21 protein-coding genes are annotated in these 23,575 nt (G+C 65.9%); 12 read left to right on the top strand and 9 right to left on the bottom strand.

Going from position 1 to position 23,575, the window contains the following annotated elements:
- Window positions 1-4 precede the first annotated feature (4 nt).
- The 8 genes from FL625_RS05010 to dnaK all read right to left on the bottom strand — a co-directional run bounded on the left by FL625_RS05010 (window position 5) and on the right by dnaK (window position 8,964).
- Entirely contained in the window at window positions 5-835 is an 831-nt protein-coding gene (locus tag FL625_RS05010; protein ID WP_149587520.1) for a carbohydrate ABC transporter permease, read from the bottom strand.
- A 1-nt stretch (window position 836) separates the two neighbouring features.
- Window positions 837-1,709, bottom strand: coding sequence for a carbohydrate ABC transporter permease (locus tag FL625_RS05005; protein WP_149587519.1), 873 nt, complete (start codon window positions 1,707-1,709; stop codon window positions 837-839).
- A 160-nt stretch (window positions 1,710-1,869) separates the two neighbouring features.
- Window positions 1,870-3,180, bottom strand: a complete 1,311-nt coding sequence (locus FL625_RS05000) for an ABC transporter substrate-binding protein (RefSeq protein WP_149587518.1) — start codon at window positions 3,178-3,180, stop codon at window positions 1,870-1,872.
- A 105-nt stretch (window positions 3,181-3,285) separates the two neighbouring features.
- Window positions 3,286-4,233: a sugar-binding transcriptional regulator gene (locus FL625_RS04995; RefSeq protein ID WP_149587517.1), complete on the bottom strand. Its 948-nt coding sequence runs from the start codon at window positions 4,231-4,233 to the stop codon at window positions 3,286-3,288.
- Window positions 4,230-4,907: an HAD family hydrolase gene (locus FL625_RS04990; RefSeq protein ID WP_149587516.1), complete on the bottom strand. Its 678-nt coding sequence runs from the start codon at window positions 4,905-4,907 to the stop codon at window positions 4,230-4,232. The genes FL625_RS04995 and FL625_RS04990 overlap by 4 nt, the downstream gene beginning before the upstream one ends.
- A gap of 27 nt (window positions 4,908-4,934) precedes the next feature.
- On the bottom strand, window positions 4,935-5,699 hold the full coding sequence (radC, locus tag FL625_RS04985) for a RadC family protein (protein ID WP_149587515.1): 765 nt from the start codon (window positions 5,697-5,699) through the stop codon (window positions 4,935-4,937).
- A gap of 133 nt (window positions 5,700-5,832) precedes the next feature.
- Window positions 5,833-6,984 (bottom strand): molecular chaperone DnaJ, encoded by a 1,152-nt coding sequence (gene dnaJ / locus FL625_RS04980; RefSeq protein WP_149587514.1) that lies wholly within the window; start codon window positions 6,982-6,984, stop codon window positions 5,833-5,835.
- A gap of 72 nt (window positions 6,985-7,056) precedes the next feature.
- A complete protein-coding gene (dnaK, locus tag FL625_RS04975; RefSeq protein ID WP_149587513.1) occupies window positions 7,057-8,964 on the bottom strand; it encodes a molecular chaperone DnaK in 1,908 nt (635 codons plus the stop codon).
- Between the two features lie 423 nt (window positions 8,965-9,387).
- Here dnaK and ytfQ point away from each other — a divergent pair, with 423 nt between their 5' ends.
- The 5 genes from ytfQ to FL625_RS04950 all read left to right on the top strand — a co-directional run bounded on the left by ytfQ (window position 9,388) and on the right by FL625_RS04950 (window position 14,719).
- On the top strand, window positions 9,388-10,359 hold the full coding sequence (gene ytfQ / locus FL625_RS04970) for a galactofuranose ABC transporter, galactofuranose-binding protein YtfQ (RefSeq protein WP_149587512.1): 972 nt from the start codon (window positions 9,388-9,390) through the stop codon (window positions 10,357-10,359).
- Between the two features lie 105 nt (window positions 10,360-10,464).
- Complete coding sequence (locus FL625_RS04965) at window positions 10,465-11,985, top strand: sugar ABC transporter ATP-binding protein (protein WP_149587511.1); 1,521 nt, start codon at window positions 10,465-10,467, stop codon at window positions 11,983-11,985.
- Window positions 11,982-13,022 (top strand): ABC transporter permease, encoded by a 1,041-nt coding sequence (locus FL625_RS04960; protein WP_235019319.1) that lies wholly within the window; start codon window positions 11,982-11,984, stop codon window positions 13,020-13,022. Before FL625_RS04965 ends, FL625_RS04960 begins: the two co-directional genes overlap by 4 nt.
- The gene (gene yjfF, locus FL625_RS04955; RefSeq protein WP_149587510.1) at window positions 13,019-13,978 is read left to right on the top strand and encodes a galactofuranose ABC transporter, permease protein YjfF; all 960 of its coding nucleotides are present in this window, start codon (window positions 13,019-13,021) and stop codon (window positions 13,976-13,978) included. Before FL625_RS04960 ends, yjfF begins: the two co-directional genes overlap by 4 nt.
- A gap of 18 nt (window positions 13,979-13,996) precedes the next feature.
- The gene (locus FL625_RS04950; protein WP_149587509.1) at window positions 13,997-14,719 is read left to right on the top strand and encodes a FadR/GntR family transcriptional regulator; all 723 of its coding nucleotides are present in this window, start codon (window positions 13,997-13,999) and stop codon (window positions 14,717-14,719) included.
- A gap of 32 nt (window positions 14,720-14,751) precedes the next feature.
- Here the strand turns inward: FL625_RS04950 and FL625_RS04945 are convergent, their stop codons facing one another.
- Complete coding sequence (locus tag FL625_RS04945) at window positions 14,752-15,576, bottom strand: ABC transporter permease (RefSeq protein WP_149587508.1); 825 nt, start codon at window positions 15,574-15,576, stop codon at window positions 14,752-14,754.
- 109 nt (window positions 15,577-15,685) lie between these two features.
- Between FL625_RS04945 and cysQ the strand changes: the two genes are divergently transcribed.
- From cysQ to FL625_RS04910, 7 genes are all read left to right on the top strand, one after another.
- Entirely contained in the window at window positions 15,686-16,474 is a 789-nt protein-coding gene (gene cysQ / locus FL625_RS04940) for a 3'(2'),5'-bisphosphate nucleotidase CysQ (protein ID WP_149587507.1), read from the top strand.
- Window positions 16,471-17,262 (top strand): 3-deoxy-manno-octulosonate cytidylyltransferase, encoded by a 792-nt coding sequence (locus FL625_RS04935; protein WP_149587506.1) that lies wholly within the window; start codon window positions 16,471-16,473, stop codon window positions 17,260-17,262. Before cysQ ends, FL625_RS04935 begins: the two co-directional genes overlap by 4 nt.
- Before the next feature lie 176 nt (window positions 17,263-17,438).
- A complete protein-coding gene (galU, locus tag FL625_RS04930; RefSeq protein ID WP_149587505.1) occupies window positions 17,439-18,335 on the top strand; it encodes a UTP--glucose-1-phosphate uridylyltransferase GalU in 897 nt (298 codons plus the stop codon).
- A gap of 131 nt (window positions 18,336-18,466) precedes the next feature.
- Complete coding sequence (locus FL625_RS04925; RefSeq protein WP_235019318.1) at window positions 18,467-19,429, top strand: glycosyltransferase family 2 protein; 963 nt, start codon at window positions 18,467-18,469, stop codon at window positions 19,427-19,429.
- A gap of 31 nt (window positions 19,430-19,460) precedes the next feature.
- Entirely contained in the window at window positions 19,461-20,471 is a 1,011-nt protein-coding gene (locus FL625_RS04920; RefSeq protein WP_149587504.1) for a glycosyltransferase family 2 protein, read from the top strand.
- 26 nt (window positions 20,472-20,497) lie between these two features.
- The gene (locus tag FL625_RS04915) at window positions 20,498-22,177 is read left to right on the top strand and encodes a DUF5927 domain-containing protein (RefSeq protein WP_149587709.1); all 1,680 of its coding nucleotides are present in this window, start codon (window positions 20,498-20,500) and stop codon (window positions 22,175-22,177) included.
- Entirely contained in the window at window positions 22,177-23,565 is a 1,389-nt protein-coding gene (locus FL625_RS04910) for a nodulation protein NodH (RefSeq protein WP_200833882.1), read from the top strand. Before FL625_RS04915 ends, FL625_RS04910 begins: the two co-directional genes overlap by 1 nt.
- The last annotated feature ends 10 nt before the right edge of the window (window positions 23,566-23,575 follow it).

Genomic DNA, 23,575 nt, shown 5'->3' with positions numbered 1-23,575 from the left:
GTCCTCACTTCACCGCGCCAAAGGTCAGGCCGCGCACGAGTTGCTTCTGGCTGAACCAGCCAAGGATCAGGATCGGCAGGATCGCCATCGCGCTGGCTGCCGAGAGTTTCGCGTAGAACAGGCCCTGCGGCGCCGAGAAACTGGCGATGAAGGCCGAGAGCGGCGCCGCCCTGGTGGTGGTCAGGACGATGGTCCAGAACGCCTCGTTCCAGGCGAGGATGATGTTGAGAAGCATCGTCGAGGCGATCCCTGGCAGCGCCATGGGCGTCAGGACATGGGCGATCTCGTTCCAGAGATTGGCCCCGTCCATGCGGGCGGCTTCCAGGATCTCGCCGGGGATTTCCTTGAAGTAGGTGTAGAGCATCCAGACGATGATCGGCAGGTTCATCAGCATCAGGACAAGGACGAGGCCGATCCTGGTGTCCATCAGCCCCAGCCGCTGGAAGATCAGGTACAGCGGGATCATCACCGCGACGGCGGGCATCATCTTGGTGGAGAGCATCCACATCAGAAGGTCCTTGGTCTTCCTGCCCGGCACGAAGGCCATCGCCCAGGCAGCCGGAATGGCGATCACCAGGCCAAGCAGCGTCGAGCCGACCGCGATGACGACCGAGTTCCAGAAGAAACGGGGGTAATCCGACCGGGCCCAGACCTCGGCATAGTTCTCCAGCGTCCAGTCGGCCGACAGGAACTGCGGCGGCATGGCGACGGCCGAGGGCTCGGTCTTGAAGCTGGTCAGGATCATCCACAGGACCGGGAAGAAGATCAGCAGGGCGACGGCCCAGGCAGCGGCGGTGGTGATCCACATGCGGCGGTGGGAAAGCGCGCGGGCCATGTCAGTTCTCCAGGTTCCGGCCAAGGCCGCGCATCAGGAAATAGGCCACGATGTTCGCCAGGATCACCGCGATGATTCCGCCCGCCGCCGCCCGCCCGATGTCCTTGGCCGCAATGGCCTGCTTGAAGATCATGTAGGGGAGCGTCGTGGACGCCGATCCGGGACCGCCCTGCGTCGTGGTGAAGATCTCGCCGAAGATGCCCAGCAGGAAGATGGTCTGGATCAGGATGACCACGGTGATCGCCCGCGTCATGTGCGGCAGGATGATGTAGCGGAAGCGCGCGAAGGCCGAGGCCCCGTCCATCTCGGCGGCCTCGAGCTGTTCCGACGACAGCGATTGCAGCGCGGTCAGGAGGATCAGCGTGGCGAAGGGCAGCCATTCCCAGCTGACGATGCCGATGACCGACAGCATCGGATACTGCTCCAGGAACAGGATCGGCTGCGCGCCGAACCCCCGGGCGATGGCCGAGAACAGCCCGTTCTGCGGGTGCATGAACAGGTTTTCCCAGATCGAGGCGGCGACCGGGGGCATGACGAAGAAGGGCGCGATGACCAGGATCCGCAGGAAGCCCTGCCCCTTCACGGGCTGGTCGATCAGAAGCGCGATCAGGATGCCGAGGACCACGGTGATGACGAGGACCCCGCCCACCAGCGCCAGGGTGTTGAACAGCGCCAGCCAGAAGTCGGGCGAGTTGAAGAACCAGAGATAGTTGTTGAACCCGACCCATCCGGTCCGGTCCGGCGACAGAAGCCGGTAGAGCCGGAACGAATAGTAGAGCGTCATCGCCAGCGGCACGATCATCCAGATCAGCAGCAGGACGACCGATGGCGCAACCATCATCCGGGCGGCGAGGCGGCTGGAGTGGGTGGACATGGGGCTCTCTCCCGAAGCAGATGACGAAAGGGTGCGGCCACCACGGGGGCCACGCAACCGGCTCGTGCGCCTATCGAGGGGAAGGTCGGCTTGCGGACATCGCGGCCCGCAAGCCGAAGGTGATCCCGGGGGAAATGGGAGGCATTCCCCGGGGTCGGTGTTACTGGATGTAGCCTGCGGCCTTCATCTCTTCGGTGACGGCGGCCTGTGCCTCGGCCAGCGCCTCGTCAGCCGTCTTGGACCCGGCCAGCGCGGCCGAGAAGATCTCGCCCACCGTGGTGCCCAGGCCCTGGAACTCCGGGATGGCGACGAACTGGACGCCGACATAGGGCACCGGCTTGACCGTCGGGCTGTTCGGATCGGCCGAATTGATGCTGTCGATCGTCATCTTGGCGAAGGGCACCTTGGCGTATTCCGGGTTCTCGTACAGCGAGGTCCGCGTGCCAGGGGGAACGTTCGCCCAGCCTTCCTTCGACGCGACCAGCGCCAGATAGTCCTTGTTGGTCGCCCAGTTGATGAAGGTCTTGGCCGCGTCCTTGGCATCCGACGACGCCGGGATCGCAAGGCTCCAGGCCCAGAGCCAGTTGCCGCGCTTGCCAAGCCCGTTGTCCGGCGCCAGCGCAAAGCCGACCTTGTCGGCCACGGTCGAATCCTTGCCGGTCACGAACGAAGCCGCGACGGTGGCATCGATCCACATGCCGCACTTGCCCTGGTTGAACAGGGTCAGGTTCTCGTTGAACCCGTTGTTCGAGGCGCCAGCGGGCCCGTAGTTGTTCATCAGGTTCAGGTAGAAGTCGAGCGTCGCCTTCCACTCCGGCTGGTCGAACTGCGGCACCCAGTTCTCGTCGAACCAGCGCGCGCCGAACGAGTTCGACATGGCGGTCAGGAAGGCCATGTTCTCGCCCCAGCCGGCCTTGCCGCGCAGGCAGATGCCGTTGATGTCGGCGTCGCGGTTGGTCATCGCCTTGGCCGCGGCCTCGATGTCGGCCCAGGTCGGCGCCTCGGGCATGGTCAACCCGGCGGCTTCCATCAGGTCCTTGCGATACATCACCATCGAGCTTTCGCCATAGAAGGGCGAGGCATAGAGGGTGCCGTCAACGGTCAGGCCGCCGCGGATCGCGGGCAGCAGGTCGTCCACGTCATAATCTGCGGGCAGGTCGTTCAGGCTTTCGAGCCACCCCTGCTTGCCCCAGATCGGAACCTCGTAGGTGCCGATGGTGATGACGTCATACTGGCCGCCACCGGTGGCGATGTCGGTCGTGACGTTCTGGCGCAGGACGTTCTCTTCCAGCGTCACCCATTCGACCTTGATGTCGGGGTGCTTGGCATAGAAGTCGTCCATCAGGCCCTGCATGCGGACCATGTCGCCATTGTTCACGGTGGCAACGGTAATGGTGGTCTCGGCACTGGCCACAGCTGCAAGCGTGGCAAGGGCCGTTGCCCCCATGAGGGCGCGAAGGGTCTTGGTCATGATATCCTCCCTGGATCAGCGAATGAGCAAATCATCGCTTATTGGGTAAATGCTCACATGTGACCCAGAGTCGTCAAGCCCCTACTTCCGCTGCATCTGCGAAGATCAGGCGCGCGCCAGAAGCGCCCGAGCCGTTGGCTCGTCAGTTACCAGGCCATTGATAATGCGTGATTTCAATGCACCATGGATTGCCGGCACTTTTGATGCACCAGCAGCAATTCCGATTGATGGGCGCGACAGGCCCGGCGCCACGCGCACGCCGCCTGTCCTGCGGTTAGTGCCAAGGTCTAGGTAGCGCCCCTCCGAATCGAAGACCCAACCCGCGACCTCGCCCGCCGCACCCGCAGCCTGCATCTCGTACAGTTCGTCTCGGCTCACGAAGCCATCGGCCAGCAGCGGCGCGTCATTCGACATCTGGCCGACGCCGACGAAGATGACGTCGGCCTTCTGCGCCAGTTCGACCACCTTCCGCACCGGACCAAGCTGGTGGAAGGCTGCGTTCTCTTCGGGTGTCGGGCTGATCACCGGCACAGGCATAGGGTAATGCGGCGCCCGGACCTTGTCGGCGATCCGCATCACCACGTCGAAGAAGCTGGCCGAGCCGTCGGGCGCGATGTTGCCGATCAGTGAAACCAGACGATGCTGCGGTGCCTCCATCTCGACCATCGCGTCCACCATGCCCCGCATGGCCCGGCCCGTCCCCAGTGCGATCACCAGCGGCTGCGGCATCCGCAGGAACCGCTCCAATTCAGCCGCAGCCGCCGGGGCAAGCGCACGCACGGGGTCGGCGCCATTGCCGAGGCCAGGGGCGACGCGCACCCGGTCCAGCCCGAAGCGGTCGCGCAGGGCGGCCTCGAGATCTAGACAGGCACCGATGCGGTGATTCAGGCGCACATGGATCAGCCCCTCTGCCATCGCCCGGCTGACCAGACGCTGCGCCCGCTGCCGGCTGATTCCCAGCTCGAAGGCGATCTGGTCCTGGGTCATCCCTGCAACGTAGTAAAGCCAGCCGGCGCGGGCCGCTTCGTCCTGAAGGGAGGGTTCGCTGCTCATGCGGCCCTCCTGAGCAAACCGGGCGCAATCTGGAAGAACCCGGCGAAGCTGGCAAACCTGCGGTGGGGCCGGGCATCCTCCGGCTCTTCCGGCGCCTCGGGGCCAAGGTGACTGCCGCCGACGAAACGCCAGACGGTCATTCCAGCCGCGAGGCCCGCGCGGATGCCGGTAAGGCTGTCCTCGATCACCAGCGTACGGGCCGGTTCGGCCCCCATCCTTTCCGCCGCATGCAGGAAAAGGTCCGGCGCGGGCTTGCCCCGGGGAACCAGGGAAGAGGTGAACACCCGGTCGCCCACCAGTGTGCTCAGGCCCGCCAGCTTCAGCGACATTTCCACCCTCCGGGGCGATGACGAGGTGGCGACGCAGAATGGCACGCCGATGGCCGACAGCACGTCGTGGACATGCGGAACAACCTTCAATTCGGTCTGGAAGGCAGCCAGAAGCGCTTCCCGGTACTGCGCCTCGAAGTCGGGCGGAAGGTCCAGACCGAACTCGCGGCGGATCGTCTCCATCACCACGGGGTAGCTGCGGCCGAGGAAATGGCGCTCGACGTAAGGCAGGTCTATGGTCAGGCCCAGCCGCGACAACTCGGCCACAAGCATCCGTGCGCTGATGATCTCGCTGTCGATCAGCACGCCGTCGCAGTCGAAGATGACAAGGTCGAACTCGGTCATGTGCTCATGCCTAGCGCAAGGCACAAGCTAAAGGTAGCCCTGCGAGCGGAAGCTCAGTTCGCGGCTCTTGCCGATGATCAGGTGATCGTGCAGCACAAGACCGAGGGCATCGCAGGCGTCCTTGACCTGGTGGGTCATCGTGAGGTCGGCATCCGAGGGCGTCGGGTCGCCTGACGGGTGGTTGTGGACCAGGATCAGGGCCGAGGCGTTCAGTTCCAGCGCCCGCTTGACGATTTCGCGCGGGTAGACGGGGACGTGGTCGACCGTGCCCTTCGCCTGCTCCTCGTCGGCAATCAGCACGTTCTTGCGGTCGAGGTACAGGACGCGGAACTGTTCTGTTTCCCGGTGCGACATGGTGGTGTGGCAGTAGTCCAGAAGCGCATCCCAGCTGGACAGAAGCGGCTTCTGGATCACCCGCGCCCGCATCATGCGCTGGGCGGCGGCCTCGATCAGCTTGAGCTCGAGCACTACGGCGGGGCCGGCGCCCTTGACCATCTGGAGACGCGCCGGAGATGCGCTGACGACCCGATTGAAATCGCCGAATGTGTCGAGCAGAAGCCGGGCCAGGGGTTTCACGTCCTGCCGCGGGATGGCGCGGAAAAGGACGAGCTCCAGCAGTTCGTAGTCCGGCAGCGCCGCGCCGCCCGCCTGCATGAACCGATCCCGCAACCGCTGCCGGTGGTCGGCAATGTAAGAGGGCAGCCGCCCGGTCAGCGCCTGCGGTTCCGCCTCATCGGCATCCCCCGCAGGCGCGACCAACGGCAGAAGGGGCTCGTTGAAGGACCTGACCATGTCGGCAGGAATCGCACGGCATGGTTGAGGAAGCGTTAATGCCCGCCTCCCCGCACGCCTCCCCGCGCGACTTCGTCGTCTCGTCGGGGGCCCCCGAGCGAGGAGTGCATGAAATGCTCGACGAGCGGCCCGGTCAGCCCTTCATGCCGTCCCAGAAGCCCTTTACCTTGGAAAAGAAGCTGGAGCTTTCAGGATTGTTTTCCTCGCTCAGCTTCTCGAACTCGCGCAGGAGTTCGCGTTGCCGCGCCGTCAGGTTCACCGGCGTTTCCACAGCAAGCTCGATCACCATGTCTCCCGTGTTCGACGACCGCAGCGCCGGCATGCCCTTGCCGCGCAGCCGCATCTGCTTGCCCGACTGCGCCCCGGCCGGAATCTTTACCCGTGCCTTGCCGCCGTCGATCGTGGGCACCTCGATCTCGCCGCCCAGGGCCGCTGTCGGCATCGAGACCGGCACCCGGCAGAACAGATGGATACCGTCGCGCTGGAAGAGCGCGTGCTCCTTCACCTCGATGAAGATATAGAGGTCGCCATTCGGCCCGCCGCGCAGCCCCGCTTCGCCCTCGCCGGCCAGCCGGATGCGCGTGCCGGTTTCCACCCCTTGCGGAATGTTCACCGACAGCTGGCGTTCGCGATGGACCCGGCCCTGGCCACCGCAGGTCCGGCAGGGGTTCTTGATGATCTGGCCCATGCCGTTGCACTGGTGGCAGGTGCGTTCGATAGTGAAGAAGCCCTGTTGCGCCCTGACCTTGCCCATACCGTTGCAGGTCGGGCAGGTGACGGGCTCGGCCCCGCCTTCAGCGCCGGTCCCGTGGCAGGTGTCGCAGGTCACCGAGGTGGGCACCTGGATGGTCTTCTGGATCCCCGAATAGGCCTCCTCCAGCGAAACCCGCAGGTTGTAACGCAGGTCCGACCCGCGCTGAGCCCGGCTGCGACCGCCACCGCCGCCGCCACCACGACCCATGAAATCGCCGAACAGGTCCTCGAACACGTCCGAGAAGGCGGATGCGAAGTCGCCCTGCTGGCCATAGCCGCCGGGACGCGGGCCGCCGCCCATGCCGCCTTCGAAGGCCGCATGGCCGAAACGGTCATAGGCCGCCTTCTTCTGTTCGTCCTTCAGGACATCGTAGGCCTCGTTCACTTCCTTGAACTGGGCCTCGGCCTGCGGATTGTCGGCGTTGCGGTCGGGGTGCAGTTCTTTCGCCTTCTGGCGATAGGCCTTCTTCAGCTCTTCGGCCGAAGCGCCCTTCCTGACCCCGAGCACTTCGTAATAGTCGCGCTTTGCCACGGCAAAATCCCCATCTGGAACCGAGGAGGGGCGGCCCGTTGCCAGACCGCCCCCTTCCCGTGTTCCCGCGGCTTACTTCCGCTTGTTGTTGCCCAGGTCCTCGAAGTCGGCGTCGACGATATCGTCGTCGTCCACCGGACGCGGCTCGTCGTCACCCGAACCGCCTTCGGCCTGGCTGGCCTTGTAGATCGCCTCGCCCAGCTTCATCGCGGCCTCGGTCAGGTTCTGGATCGCCGACTTGATCTTGCCGGCATCCTCGCCCTTAAGCGCCTCTTCCAGCGGGCTCATCGCCAGCTCGATCGCCTCGACGGTGGACGGGTCGACCTTGTCGGAATGTTCCGCCAGGGACTTCCGGGTCGAGTGCAGCAGGCTTTCGCCCTGGTTCCTCGTCTCGACCAGTTCCTTGCGGGCCTTGTCGGCTTCGGCATTCGCCTCGGCGTCCTTGATCATCTTCTCGATGTCAGCCTCCGACAGACCGCCAGACGCCTGGATCGTGATCTGCTGCGCCTTGCCGGTGGCCTTGTCCTTGGCCGAGACCGAGACGATGCCGTTCGCGTCGATGTCGAAGGTCACCTCGATCTGCGGCACACCGCGCGGGGCGGGCGGGATGCCTTCCAGATTGAACTGGCCGAGCAGCTTGTTGTCGGCCGCCATTTCCCGCTCGCCCTGGAACACGCGGATCGTCACCGCGTTCTGGTTGTCCTCGGCGGTCGAGAAGACCTGGCTCTTCTTGGTCGGGATTGTCGTGTTGCGGTCGATCAGGCGGGTGAACACGCCGCCCAGCGTCTCGATGCCCAGCGACAGCGGGGTCACGTCCAGCAGCACCACGTCCTTGACGTCGCCTTGCAGGACGCCCGCCTGGATCGCCGCGCCCAGCGCCACGACCTCATCGGGGTTCACGCCCTTGTGGGGTTCCTTGCCGAAGAACTTGGTCACTTCCTCCACGACGCGCGGCATGCGGGTCATGCCGCCGACCAGCACCACCTCGTCGATGTCCTCCTTGCTGACGCCGGCATCTTTCAGCGCGGCCTGGCAGGGTTTCAGCGACTTCTTGATCAGATCCTCGACCAGGCTTTCCAGCTTGGCGCGGGTCAGCTTCATCACCAGGTGCAGCGGCTGCCCGGTATTGCGGTCCATGCTGATGAAGGGCTGGTTGATCTCGGTCTGCTGGCTGGAGCTGAGCTCGATCTTGGCCTTCTCGGCGGCTTCCTTCAGCCGCTGCAGCGCCATCTTGTCCAGCGTCAGGTCAACGCCATGCTCTTTCTTGAACTCCTCGGCGAGGTAGTTCACGATCCGCATGTCGAAGTCCTCGCCACCCAGGAAGGTGTCACCGTTGGTGGACTTCACCTCGAACAGGCCGTCGTCGATTTCCAGGATGGTGATGTCGAAAGTGCCGCCGCCAAGGTCATAGACGGCGATCGTCTTGGATTCCTTCTTGTCCAGGCCATAGGCCAGCGCGGCCGCAGTCGGTTCGTTGATGATGCGCAGGACTTCCAGACCCGCGATCTTGCCCGCGTCCTTGGTCGCCTGGCGCTGGGCATCGTTGAAGTAGGCCGGAACCGTGATGACGGCCTGGGTGACGGGTTCGCCCAAATACGACTCGGCGGTTTCCTTCATCTTCTGCAGGATGAAGGCCGAGACCTGGCTGGGGCTGTATTTCTCACCGCGCACCTCGACCCAGGCGTCGCCGTTGCCGCCGTCCACGATCTTGTAGGGGACAAGCTTCTTGTCCTTCTCGACTTCCGGGTCACCCAGGCGGCGGCCGATCAGCCGCTTGACGGCGAAGATGGTGTTTGCGGGGTTGGTCACGGCCTGGCGCTTGGCAGGCTGGCCGACCAGGCGTTCGCTTTCCGTGAAGCCGACGATGGAGGGCGTCGTGCGCGCGCCTTCCGAATTCTCGATGACGCGGGGCTGCGAACCATCCATGATGGCAACGCAGGAGTTCGTCGTCCCGAGGTCAATACCGATGACTTTGGCCATGTGTGTATCCCTTTGGTTCAGGCGATGTTCCGGCAAGGACCCTGGATCAGAAGGCATCCCCACCTTGAGAGAAGACGTCAGGTCTGGCGGCCCGGCGCCCGTGTGAGGCGTATATAGGCAGGCGTTTTCCGCCCTGCAACGGTTGCATGACGGGCATTGCGGCAAATCTTCCGCATCGGTGCGGACCTGTGGCGGAATTGGCTGGGGCGCCCGCATGCGATGATGCTCTGCATCTGGTGCAGGGGGCCTTGCGCGCTCTCCGGCTGGGCCCTGGGCAGAAACCGGCATCGACCGTCCCGACGGCCGCGTCCGGCTGGGTCGCGCAAGGCACAGGGAAGAAATTTGTTGCATATAGTAATACTTTTGATAACGTCGCCTGAGCCACCCGAGGAGAGTGGCCAAGTTTTCCATTGGGAGGAAATCATGAACGTTTTCAAGGCTCTCGCGCTTTGCGCGGGACTGGGTGGCCTTTTGCTTTCAGCCGCCTATGCGGAAGGTCTTCAGGGCAAGGTCATCGGCTTTTCGCAGATCGGGTCCGAGTCGGGCTGGCGCGCGGCGGAGACCTCGGTGACCAAGCAGGTGGCGGCCGAACTGGGCATCGACCTGAAGTTCGCGGACGCGCAACAGAAGCAGGAAAACCAGATCAAGGCGATCCGCGGCTTCATCGCGCAGGGCGTCGATGCGATCCTGGTCGCTCCGGTCGTGGCCACCGGCTGGGAGGAAGTGCTGACCGAGGCAAAGGAAGCGGGCATCCCCGTCGTCCTTCTGGACCGCGGCATCGAGGGACCGGAAGACCTCTACCTGACCTCGGTCGCCTCCGACCAGGTGAAGGAAGGCCGCGTGGCCGGCGAATGGCTGGTCGGCGCCGTCGGCGACAAGCAGTGCAATGTCGTCGAACTGCAGGGCACCGTGGGCTCTTCGCCCGCGATCAACCGCAAGCAGGGCTTCGAGGAAGCCATCGCGGGCAAGGCCAACCTGACCATCATCCGCAGCCAGACCGGCGACTTCACCCGGTCCAAGGGCAAGGAAGTCATGGAAGGCTTCATCAAGGCCGAGGACGGGGGCAAGAACATCTGCGCCGTCTATGCCCACAACGACGACATGGCGGTGGGCGCGATCCAGGCGATCAAGGATGCGGGCCTGAAGCCGGGCTCGGACATCCTGGTCGTGTCGATCGACGCGGTCCCGGACATCTTCGCTGCGATGGTCGCCGGTGAAGCCAACGCCACGGTCGAGCTGACCCCGAACATGGCCGGCCCCGCCTTCGAGGCGCTGGATGCCTATCTGAACAACGGCACCGTGCCACCGAAGTTCATCATCACCGAGTCGAAGCTCTACACCCCGGCTGACGACCCGCAGGGCGAATACGAGCGGCGCAAAGGCCTCGGATACTAGGTTTCCTCTCCGAGGCGCCGCCGGGCGGGGCGAGGGGCCCTGCCCGGCGGAATTGCTTTATCCGCGGGATAAGCGGACAGTTGGCGGACGGAACGGGAGGCAGTGATGACCGATGCAGCCGCAAGGCCGGTGCTCGAGGCGCGGGGGATCGTCAAGGTCTTCGGCCAGCACCGCGCGCTGGACAATGTGGATTTCGCGGCCAATGCCGGCGAGGTGCACGCGCTTCTGGGCGAGAACGGCGCCGGCAAGTCCACGCTGATCAAGATCCTGACCGGCGCCTACCACCCCGACGCGGGAGAGCTGCTGCTCGACGGCCAGCCGATCCACCTGCGCGATCCGCTGCACGGGCAGGGCTACGGGATCGGCACGGTATATCAGGAGGTCAACCTGCTGCCGAACCGTTCCGTCTCTGAAAACCTCTTTCTCGGCCGCCAGCCCACCCGCTTTGGCCTTGTAGATCGCCGGCGGATCGATGCCCAGGCGCGCGACCTTCTGTCCCGCTACGGGCTTGATATCGACGTGCGGGCCGAGCTTTCCGAATATTCCGTGGCGGTGCAACAGATCGTCGCCATCGCCCGCGCGGTCGAACTGTCGGGAAAGGTGCTGGTGCTGGACGAACCGACCGCCAGCCTTGACCGCAACGAGGTGCAGCGCCTGTTCGAGGTGGTGCGCGGGCTGAAGGCCAAGGGCCTGGCCATCATCTTCATCACCCATTTCCTGGACCAGGTCTTCGACCTGGCCGACCGCGTGACGATCCTGCGCAATGGCCGCAAGGTCGCGACCCAGCGGCTCGACACGCTGAACACCACCGATGTCGTGCGCATGATGCTGGGCAAGGACGTGGCCTTCGAACACCACCCGACCGCGCTGACCGGATCGACGCGCGGCCAGGTCCGCGTCGCCTTCAAGGGGCTGAACCGCAAGGGCCTGGCCCCCTTCGACCTCGCGGTCCACGAAGGCGAGGTCGTCGGGGTGGCGGGGCTTCTCGGCTCGGGCCGGACCGAGGTGGCGCGGCTGATGTTCGGCGTCGACGGCGCCGAGGGCGGCGAGATCCTGGTGGACGGCCGGCCCGTCACCATCCGCAACCCCGCGCAGGCGGTGGCGGCGGGCTTCGGCTTCTGCCCCGAGGACCGCAAGCTGGACGGCATCTTCGGCGACCTCTCGGTGCGGGAAAACATCATCATCGCGCTGCAGGCCAAGCTGGGCTGGTTCCGCGCCCTGAACCGCGAGGACCAGGTCGAACTCGCCGGCCGCTATGCCGAGGCGCTGGACATCCGCGCGGCCAACCATGACATGCCGGTCAAGCTTCTGTCCGGGGGCAACCAGCAGAAGGTGATCCTCGCCCGCTGGCTGGCCATCGACCCGACCTTCCTGATCCTCGACGAGCCCACCCGCGGCATCGACGTCGGCGCCCATGCCGAGATCGTCCGCACCATCAACCGCCTGCGCGAGGAGGGGCTGGCGCTCTTCGTCATCTCGTCGGAGCTGGACGAGGTGGTGGCCTATTCCAACCGCATCGTCGTCATGCGCGACCGCGAGATGGTGGCGGAACTCGCCGGCCCCGACATCGCCTCGGACGCCATCGTCCAGGCCATCGCCGGAACCCCGCAAGAGGTGCGCCCGTGACCCGTCAGACCGTCGATCTTCGCCCCTCGACCGAGCCTCCCCTGCCGCGCCCGCGCCCGCTGGCGAGCCTTGTCACCAGGCCGCAGGTCATCGCCCTTGCCGCCGTCCTCTTCGTCAACTGGCTTCTGTTCCCCGGCTTCTTCACCGTCACCTGGCAGGATGGCCGCCTGTTCGGCAGTCTGATCGACGTGCTGAACCGGGGCGCGCCGGTCGCGATCCTGGCCATCGGGATGACCATGGTCATCGCCACCAAGGGCGTGGACCTGTCGGTCGGCGCGGTCATGGCGATCAGCGGGGCCGTCGCGGCGGTCATGGTCACCTCGGGCTATCCCGCCTGGCTTGCAGTGCTGGCCGCCCTTGGCGCGGGGCTGGTCTGCGGGCTGTGGAACGGGATCCTCGTCACCCTGCTGGAAATCCAGCCGATCATCGCGACCCTGGTCCTGATGGTCGCGGGCCGCGGGCTCGCCCAGCTGATCACGGAAGGCTACATCGTCACCTTCTCGGACCCCGTGCTGATCTTCATCGGCACCGGGTCGTTCCTGGGCTTTCCGATGCCCGTGGTCATCGCCTTCACGCTGATGCTTCTGGCCACGCTGATCGTCCGTCGCACCGCGCTTGGCCTTCTGATCGAGGCGGTGGGCATCAACCGCTCGGCCGCGCGCTTTGCCGGTCTGTCCTCGGGTGCGCTGCTTCTGATCGTCTATACCTTCGCGGGCTTCTGCGCCGCGGTGTCCGGCCTGATCGTCGCCGGGGACATCCGCGGCGCGGACGCCAACAACGCCGGCCTCTGGCTGGAGCTGGACGCGATCCTTGCCGTGGTCATCGGCGGCACCTCGCTGATGGGCGGGCGCTTCTCGATCCCGATGGCGGTCCTGGGCGCGATGATCATCCAGGCGATGAACACCGGCATCCTGATCTCGGGCTTCTCGCCCGAGTTCAACCTGGTCGTGAAGTCCGCCGTCATCATCGTGATCCTCGTCCTGCAATCCCCCCTGTCGGCGCGCCTGTTCCGCCGCCTGCCCGGAAAATCGCAATGACCCGCAGCCTGCGCCCGCTTCTGGCCACCACGCTCATCTTCCTGTTCGCCTACCTTCTGGCGGTGACGCAGCATCCGGCGATGTTCTCGACCCGGGTCCTGGGCAACTTCCTGACCGACAACGCCTTCCTCGGGATTGCCGCCGTCGGCATGACCTTCGTGATCCTGTCGGGCGGGATCGACCTGTCGGTGGGCGCTGTGATCGGCTTCACCACCGTTCTGATTGCCGTCCTCATCATGTGGCTGAGCCTGCACCCGCTGGTGGCCTTCGCCATCGCCCTGACCGTCGCCGCCTGTTTCGGAGCGGTCATGGGCGCGGCGATCCATTACCTGAAGGTGCCAAGCTTCATCGTGACCCTCGCCGGCATGTTCCTCGCGCGCGGTGGCGCCTCGGTCCTGTCGCCGGATTCCATCGGCATCCAGCACGCCTTCTATTCAGGGGTGTCGAAAAGCTACATCCTGATGCCGGGCGGAGGCCGCCTGACCGTGGTCGGGATCATCATGCTGGCGGTCTTTGCAGTGGCAATCCTCTTGGCGCACCGCACGCGGTTCGGGTCCAACGTCTATGCGCTGGGCGGATCCGAAACCTCGGCCGCGCTGATGGGTGTGCCGGTCGCCCGCACCACCATCGCGATCTATGCGCTGTCCTCGTTCCTCGCCGGCCTCGCCGGGGTGGTCTTCTCGCTTTACACCTCGGCCGGCTACAGCCTGAACGCGCTGGGGGTGGAACTGGACGCCATCGCCGCCGTGGTGATCGGCGGCACGCTCTTGACCGGCGGCTACGGCTTTGTCGCCGGCACCTTCATCGGGGTCATGCTGCAGGGCCTGGTGCAGACCTACATCGTCTTCGACGGCACGCTCAGCAGCTGGTGGACCAAGATTGTCGTCGGCGTGCTTTTGTTTATGTTCATCGTGCTGCAACGCCTGGTGTTCCGGGCCGGGCCGCGCCGAACGTAACCTCTTGGACCAAGTGAGATGAGCGAACCCGGGAGCCTGATCCGAACGCTCTCCGGGCGGCCGACGGCGCGGAACTTCCATTCCTACGTCATAAACGAGGTCGGCCGCGCCATCGTGTCCGGCGAGATGCCCGTGGGCTCAAGCCTGCCGGGCGATGCCGAGATGATGGACCGTTTCGGCGTCTCGCGCACCGTGCTGCGCGAGGCGCTGAAGACGCTGGAGGCCAAGGGCCTGGTCGAGGCGCGCGCCAAGGTCGGTACCCGCGTGCTGCCGCAGTCGCGCTGGAACCTCTTCGACCGCCAGATCCTGACCTGGAAGCTGGAAAGCGGCCCCTCGCCCGCCTTCCTGGCCGATTTCCGGCTGGTGCGTCGCGGGCTGGAGCTTCAGGCCGCCCGCCAGGCTGCGGCAAGCCGCGAGGCGGAACATGTGCGGCTGCTCTACTACTGGCTGAACCAGCGCAGCGTCATGACCCATCAGCCGGAACCCTTCGCCCTCGCCGAGTTCGAGGTCCATCGCGTGATCGCCGAGGCCTCGGGCAATCCCTTCCTGCGCGCCGCGACCGCGCTTCTGGAGTTCGGCATCGCGCATGCGGTGCAAGGTCGCCTGACCTCGGATCTCCTCGCCCCACCCGAAGGACTGGCAGCCGCGCGGACCCCGCACTACGAAGCCCTTGTCGCCGCCATCGAGAAGGGTGACCCGGACCATGCCGCCGCCGCCATGGACCGGCTGCTGGAGGACTGAGCTTCGAGGGCAAGCCCCACGACCTGCCCCGGTCAGTGCCGCTTGTTCCAGCTTGCCGAGGCGTGCTGGCGCGTGAAGAACTCGGCCATCAGGCCGATCAGGATGCAGGCCAGCGCGAACCAGATGGCATAGTCATAGCTGGTGTATCGCGGCGTGTAGTTCAGGAACACGAAGCCGCGCGCCTGGTCGATGGTGTGGAACAGCGGGTTCCAGTCGAACCAGTCCCTGCGATTTGGCGGCAGGTTGTTGGCCAGCACCATCTTGCCCGAGGCAAGGACATTGATCCGCTGATAGAGCGTCTTGATGATGCTGACGGCCTCGGGCTGCCAGGGCATGGCCGACAGGAAGATCATGCCGATGCCGATCCCGCTGAACCACGACAACAGGAACATGCCCATCATGCCGACCGGGTCATCGATCGTCACCGGGGTAATGGCGGCGTGATAGACGAACAGGATGACCGCAGCGGCCAGGGTCTGCTGGTAGAGCGACCCCAGCGCTGCCCCCATGATCGAGATGATCGGATTCATCGGCGCATGCATCATCATGCTCGAGGTCGGCCCGTCGGCCGAGGCGACCGCGCCGATCGCCTTGATATGGGTCATGAACATGAAGACGCCCGACATGACATACAGCATGAAGTCGCCGCGCACCGCGATCCTGCGCATGCCGAACAGGCTCATCATGAAATACATCACCAGCAGCATCAGCAGCGACTGGATGATCGCCATCACAAGGCCGAGGACCGCATTGTGATGGGTCTTGCGCATGTTGCGCACCGCGACATGGTAGATCAGTTCCAGGGTCTCGAACCCCAGACTGAACCACGATCGGTCGTATTGCCGGTGCCGGAACATGCCGCAAACCCTGTCTCGTCCGGCATGTTTCCACGGGAAACCTTGCCGTTCCGTTGACGAGGCAGGATAAGGGCGCGCGTCAGGTTCTTCAATCGCCACGGGAGCGGTCATGGATCTTCAGCAACTCGTGCCGCTTTTCCGCCGACTGGCGTTGCAGGCCGGCGACCGGATCATGCAGGTCTATGCGGGCCCCGATTTCGAGGTCCGCGCCAAGGGCGATGCCTCGCCCGTGACCGAGGCGGACATGGCAGCCGATGCGGTGATCTCGGCCGGTCTGCGCGCGGCCTTTCCCGATGTGCCGCTCATCACCGAGGAACAGGCCGCAAGCCACGCCCTGACCGCGCGAACCTTCTTCATCGTGGATCCGCTGGACGGCACCAAGGAATTCGTCCAGCGCCGCGGCGATTTCACCGTGAACATCGCCTATGTCGAGGACGGCGTGCCGGTCTGCGGCATCGTCTATGCGCCCGCGAAGGGACGGCTGTTCTACACCCGGCCCGACGGCACGGCGGTCGAGGAGACCGGCCCCTTCGGCCCCGAACCCGGACCGGTGCGGCAACTGCACGTCTCCACCCCCGACAACGCCGCGCTGATGGTGGTGGCCTCGAAATCGCACCGCGACCAGGCCACCGACGACTACATCGGCCGCTACGCCGTGCGCGACATGACCAGCGCAGGCTCCAGCCTGAAGTTCTGCCTGGTGGCAAGCGGCGAGGCCGACCTCTACCCCCGCCTCGGCCGGACGATGGAATGGGACACGGCGGCGGGCGACGCCGTCCTGCGCGCCGCGGGCGGGCGGGTCGTGCGCTTCGACGACCATGCTGCGCTGGGCTATGGCAAGCCTGGCTGGGACAACCCGTTCTTCATCGCCTTCGCCCCGGGAGTCGTGCTGAAATGAAGACCCTGATCGCCATTCCCGCCCGCTATGCCTCGACCCGCTATCCCGGCAAGCCGCTGGTCGCGCTGCGCGGCCCGGACGGCGAAAAGACCCTGATCCGCCGCAGCTGGGAAGCGGCAATGGCGGTGAAGGGCATCGACCGGGTGGTGGTGGCCACCGACGACGACCGCATCGCCGACCATGCAAGCGGCTTCGGGGCCGAGGTGGTGATGACCTCATCCGCCGCAAGAAACGGCACCGAACGTTGTGCCGAGGTAGCCGCGAAGCTGCCGGGTTTCGACGTGGTGGTGAACCTCCAGGGCGATGCGCCGCTGACGCCGGCCTGGTTCGTCGAGGATCTGGTGGCCGGGCTTGCCAGGGATCCGCAGGCCGACATCGCGACCCCCGTCCTGCGCTGTGACGGCCGGGCGGTCGCGGGCTTTCTGGCCGACCGCCGCGCCGGCCGGGTGGGCGGAACGACCGCCGTCTTCGGCGCCGGGGGCCGCGCGCTCTACTTCTCGAAGGAGGTCATCCCCTATACCGGGTCCGACTATGCCCCGGACGAACCCACTCCGGTCTATCACCATGTCGGGGTCTATGCCTACCGCCCCGCCGCGCTGGCTGCCTATCCGACCTGGCCCATGGGCCCGCTGGAACAGCTGGAAGGGCTGGAACAGCTGCGCTTCCTTGAACAGGGCCGCCCGGTGTTGTGTGTCGAGGTGCAATCGCGCGGCCGCCAGTTCTGGGAGTTGAACAACCCGTCCGACGTGCCGGTCATCGAGACGATGCTTGCCGAAAATTCCCCGTGATTCCGCCGACGGCGGTATGGATTGTCGTCCTGCTGTCTTTTTTTGATGCGAAGGCCGGGGGACTGATGCAGGTTACGAATATTGCCGCGGCGCTGCCCGTTTAAGGTCAGATTCGGCTGCGATCACCATTGAGCCAGAAACATTGCGCAAGACCGGATGAAGTTGGGACGAGTCAGATGAAACCGAGAAAGATCACCAAGGCGGTATTCCCGGTGGCGGGGCTTGGCACGCGATTCCTCCCCGCGACCAAGTCGATCCCGAAAGAGATCATGACGCTCGTGGATCGTCCGCTGATCCAGTACGCCATCGACGAGGCGCGCGCCGCCGGGATCAAGGAATTCATCTTCGTCACCTCGCGCGGAAAGTCCGCGCTGGAGGACTATTTCGACCACGCGCCGGAACTTGAGGCCGAGCTGCGGCGCAAGAACAAGACCGACCTGCTGGAGATCCTCAAGGACACCAACATGGATTCCGGCGCCATCGCCTATGTCCGGCAGAACCGGCCGATGGGCCTTGGCCATGCCGTCTGGTGCGCCCGTCGCCTGATCGGGAACGAACCCTTCGCCGTGCTTCTGCCCGACGACGTGATCGCGGCCGAGAAGCCCTGCCTGCAACAGATGGTCGAGGCCCATGCCGAAACCGGCGGCTGCATGGTCGCGGCAATGGAAGTCGCGCCGAAGAAGACCTCCAGCTATGGGGTTCTCGACATCGACAGGGACGATGGCGAGATCGTCAGCGTCAAGGGCATGGTGGAAAAGCCGCGCCCCGAGGATGCGCCCTCGAACCTGGCGGTGATCGGACGCTACATCCTGACGCCGAAGGTGCTGACCAATCTGAACAAGATCAAGCAGGGCGCCGGCGGCGAGATCCAGTTGACCGACGCCATCGCGCAGGAAGCGAAGAAGCCCAACTCGGTCTTCGGCCTGCGCTTCCGCGGCCAGCGCTATGACTGCGGCTCGAAGATCGGGTTCCTGCAGGCCACCGTCGCCTTCGGCCTGGCCCGGCCCGAGTTCGGGCAGGAATTCGCCAGCTTCCTCAACGACCTGACCGCGATGCAGAAGGCGGCGCAATAGGCTTGGGATCGGCACTCTCGCCCCTTCGGCGGCTGCCACATGCCTGCCCGATCGGCACCCTGGACGACCCTCCACGCGGGCTGACAGGCGCGCTGCTTGCGCTCAGGCTGCGCCGGAACCGGCAGCGTCTGTTGCTGCGGGCCTTTCGTCGCAGAGGACAGCTGTCTGCTCTGGCCGACCGGACGGCGCAGATCGCCGCCGGCGATATCCTCGGCTTTTCCTGCGTCCGCAACGAGGCCCACCGACTGCCGCATTTCCTGCGTCACCACCGCGCGCTGGGGGTGCGGCATTTCCTTTTCGTGGACAATGCCAGCACGGATGGCACGGCCGGGCTGCTGGCCGATCAGCCCGATGTCTCGCTCTGGCACACGCAGGGCAGCTACAAGGCCTCGCGCTTCGGGATGGACTGGCTGACCTGGCTCCTGATGCGCCATGGCCACGGCCACTGGTGCCTGACGCTGGATGCCGACGAACTGCTGATCTACCCCTACTGGCAGACCCGCCCCCTGCCTGCCCTGACCGACTGGCTGGAGCAGCAGGGCCGGACGAGCTTTGGCGCGCTGATCGTGGACATGTATCCCGAAGGCCCGGTCTCGCAGGGCCAGGTCGCGCCGGAGGACGACCCCTTGGCGCACCTCGGCTGGTTCGACGCCGGCAACTACCAGGTCCAGGTCCAGCCGCGGATGCGCAACCTCTGGATCCAGGGCGGCGCCCGGGCGCGGGCCTTCTTCGCGGCGGAACCCCGCAAGGCACCCACGCTGAACAAGATCCCGCTGGTCCGCTGGCACTGGCGGCAGGCCTATGTCAACTCGACCCACGCCCTTCTGCCCGCACGGCTGAACGAGGTCTATGCCACCGATGGTGGAGAGCTGACCTCGGGTGTCCTTCTGCACACCAAGTTCCTGCCCGGCATCACCGAACGGTCGGCCGAGGAGAAGGCCCGCGGCGAACATTTCGGCGATGCCGCCCAGTATGCCGCCTACTACGACCGGCTGACCGCCGACCCGGTCTTGCACTGTGGCGCGTCCACCCGCTACACCGGCTGGCGGCAGATGGAGGCTCTGGGTCTGATGTCGCGGGGCGGCTGGATATGACGGGGCGGGGCGCGGAGGCAGGGGGCGGTCCATGGGCCTGAGGACGCTGATCCGGCTGCGCACACATCGTCGCTATCTCCTCGCCCGCGCCTGGCGCCGGGGCCGCCAGCTGAGGTCGGTCGCCGACCGCACCGCCGGCCTGCCGGCCCAGCCGATCCTGCTGTTCTCGACCATGCGCAACGAACGCATCCGGCTGCCCTATTTCCTGACCTATTACCGCAGGCTCGGGATCGACCATTTCCTGATCGTGGACAACGGGTCCGACGACGGCACGCGCGAATACCTGGCCGATCAGCCCGATGTCTCGCTCTGGTCCACCACGCACAGCTACAGGCAGTCGCGCTTCGGCATGGACTGGCTGATGCACCTTCTGCGCCGGCACGGTCACGGGCGCTGGTGCCTGACCGTCGATGTGGACGAATTCCTGGTCTATCCCTTCTGCGAGACCCGCCCGCTGCGTGCGCTGACCGACTGGCTCGACAGCGCCGAGACGCCCAGCTTCTCGGCCATGATGCTGGACATGTATCCCAAGGGCGCGATGCACGAACAACCCTACCGCGAGGGGCAGAACCCCTTCGAGATCGCGCAGTATTTCGACAGCGGCAACTACGTCATCAGCCGCAACCCCCTGTATCGCAACCTCTGGATCCAGGGCGGCCCCCGGGCGCGTCTGTTCTTCACCGACCGGCCGAAACATGCCCCGGCGATGAACAAGACGCCGCTGGTGAAATGGCACCGCAGCTATGCCTATGTCTCCTCGACCCACATGCTGCTGCCGCGCGCGCTGAACCTGACCTACGACGACCAGGGCGGAGAGCGGCCCTCGGGCGTTCTCCTGCATGCCAAATTCCTCGACACCTTCGCCGCCAGGGCGGCCGAGGAGCTGGCCCGTGGCCAGCATTACGCCGAAAGCCAGGAATACCGCGCCTACCGCGAGGGGATCGCCCGCGAACGCGATCTCTGGTGCAATTGGAGCGAGAAATATGTCAACTGGCGTCAGCTGGAGGTTCTGGGCCTGATGTCGAAGGGAAACTGGGCGTGACCGGGGACAGCACGCTGGGCATCGTCATGCTGTGTCACGCGGACCTCGACCGCGCGGCGCAGCTGGCGCGGCACTGGGCCCTGCATGACTGCCCGGTGGTGATCCATGTCGATGCCCGCACGCCGCAAGATCAGGCCGACGGCCTGTCCGCTGCGCTGGCCGATCTGCCCGACATCCGGTTTTCCCGCCGGTCCCCCTGCGAATGGGGCACCTTCGGCATCGTTCAGGCCACCCTCGACGCCGCGACCCTGATGCTGGCCGAGTTTCCGGCGGTCTCCCATGTGATGCTCGCTTCGGGCTCCTGCCTGCCGATCCGGCCCGTTCACGCGCTGAAGGCGCATCTTGCTGCGCATCCGCACACCGATTTCATCGAAAGCGTGACCACCGCCGATGTCGGCTGGACGGTCGGCGGGCTGAACGAGGAACGCTTCACCCTGCGCTTTCCCTTCGCCTGGAAACGGCAGCGCCGGCTGTTCGACGGCTATGTCGCCCTGCAACGCGCCCTGCGCTTTCGCCGCCGCTTGCCCCCGGGCCTCGTCCCGCATCTGGGCAGCCAATGGTGGTGCCTGACCCGGCCCACGCTCCAGGCCGTTCTCTCCTATCCCGACCGTCCCGCGATCGACCGATACTTCCGCAGGGTCTGGATCCCGGATGAAAGCTATTTTCAAAGCCTGGTCCGGCAGGTCTCTAACCGCATCGAAAGCCGGTCGCTGACCCTGTCCAAGTTCGACTACCAGGGCCGCCCGCATGTGTTCTACGACGATCACCTGCACCTTCTTCGCCAGGCCGATGCCTTCCTCGCCCGCAAGATCTGGCCACGGGCCGATCTGCTCTACCGCACCTTCCTCGGCCCCGACGGCGACCGGGCGCTGGCGCCGGAACCCAACCCCGGCAAGATCAACCGCCTGTTCGCCAAGGCGGTCGAGCGGCGGCTGAAGGGTCGCCCCGGCCTCTACATGCAAAGCCGCTTTCCGACCCGCGCCCACGGCAGCACAAGGTCGGCCGCGCCCTATGGCGTCTTTTCCGGATTCGCCGAGCTGTTCGACGATTTCCAGCCCTGGCTTGCCCGCGCGCTGGATGCCCGCGTGCATGGCCATCTCTTCGACTTCGACCGGGTCCAGTTCGCGGGCGGCGAAAGCGTGTTCAAGGGCGGCCTGTCGGACAGCCCCACGCTTCGCGACTACAACCCGCGCAGCTTCCTGACCAACCTGATCTGGAACACCCGGGGCGAGACCCAGTGCTTCCAGTTCGGCCCCGCCGACGAACAGGCCATCGCCCCGTTCCTGGCAAGCGATCCGAACGCCACGATCTTTGCCATCACCGGGGCCTTCGCCATCCCGCTCTGGCGCTCGGGTCGCAGCGCCGCCGAGGTGCGGGCCGAGGCGGCGCGCCTGCAAAAGGTGGAAAGCGAGTTCATTGCCCAGCTGAATGGTCCGGAAGCGCGCGCCTCCATCCGGATCTGGTCGCTGGCCGAGTTCGTCGAGAACCCGGCCGAGCCGCTGGAGCAACTGGTCGACGCCCTCAATCCGCGCGCCGCGCACCGCGTCAGCGACCTGCCGTCGCTGATCCCTCTGCAAGGGTTCGGGGCCTTCCTCCAGGACCTGCGCAACCAGGGCATGGCACCCGTCCTGATGGGAGACTTCCCTGCCGACGCCGAGCTTGCCCAGCCCCACCAGAGCCTTCCGCGCCCCCGGATCGTCCGCTGATGCCGCGCTTTCACTCCTTCGTGGTCTTTGCCGAGATGCGCACCGGGTCGAACCTGCTCGAGGCGAACCTGAACGCGCTGCCGGGCGTGGTCAGCCACGGCGAGGTGTTCAACCGCTACATCCTTGGCCGCAAGGACCGGACCGAGCTGTTCGGGATCACGATGGAAGAGCGCGACCGCGACCCCGGCCGCCTGCTGCGCAAGCTGCGCGAGGAAACCGATGGGCTGCCCGGGTTCCGCTTCTTCCACGACCACGACCTGCGCATCCTGGACGAGGTGCTGCCCGACCCCGGTTGCGCCAAGATCGTGCTGACCCGCAACCCGCTGGAAAGCTATGTCAGCTGGAAGATCGCCCAGGCGACCGACCAGTGGAAGCTGACCCATCCCAAGCGGCTCAAGACCGCGAAGGTCCGCTTCGACGTGCCGGAGTTCCTGGCCCATCTGCGCGACATCCAGGCCTTCCAGCTTCTGATCCTAAACGCGCTGCAGACCACCGGGCAGACCGCCTTCTACCTCGATTACGAGGATCTCGGCTCGCTCGATGTGCTGAACGGGCTCGCGGCCTTCCTGGGCGTCGAGGCGCGGCTGAAGACGCTGGACGACACGCTGAAGAAGCAGAACCCCGGGCCTATCGAGGACAAGCTGGAAAACCCCGAGGCGCTGGCCGAGGCGGCGGCTGCCGTCGATGTGTTCAACCTGGGCCGCACCCCCAGTTTCGAGCCGCGGCGGGCGGCGGGCGTGCCGACGGCGCTTGCCTCGGAGGCGGGCCTTCTGTTCCTGCCGATCCGCTCCGGCCCCGAAACCCCGATCCGCGACTGGTTCGCAAGCCTCGGTGCCGTGACCGAAGGCTTCGAGCAGAAATCCTTGCGCCAATGGAAGCGCCGGCATCCCGGCCACCGCAGCTTCACGGTGCTCCGCCACCCGCTCCTGCGCGCCCATGCCGCCTTTCGCCGCAAGATCGTGATGGGCGAGGCGCAGGACCTGCGCCGCATCCTGATCAACGGCTTCCTCGCCGAACTTCAGCCCCCGGGCGCGCCCTTCCCGACGCCGGAGGCCGAACGCGCGGCCTTCCTGATCTTCCTGAACTACTGCCGCCTCGCGGTTGCCGGCCAGACCGGGGCCCGCGTGGACCCCAGCCTGTGCAGCCAGACCGCGCTGGTCCAGGGCTTTGCCGGCTTCCACCCGCTCGACCACCTCCTGCGCGAGGATCGCCTGAGCGAGGGCCTTGCCCGCCTGGCCGCCGAAGTCGGGGTGGCCGCGCCCAGACTGGGTCCCGACCCTGCCGCGGCAGAGCTCGAGTCGATCTGGGACGAAAGCCTGGAAACCGCCGCCGCCGAGGCCTATGCGCGCGATTACATGGGATTCGGCTTCGCCCGCTGGCGCGGCTGAATGCTCCTCG

It is taken from the genome of Tabrizicola flagellatus (assembly GCF_008271465.1).
In the GTDB taxonomy this organism is placed as follows: Bacteria; Pseudomonadota; Alphaproteobacteria; order Rhodobacterales; family Rhodobacteraceae; genus Tabrizicola; species Tabrizicola flagellata.
This window is presented reverse-complemented; position numbering and strand designations above follow the sequence as displayed.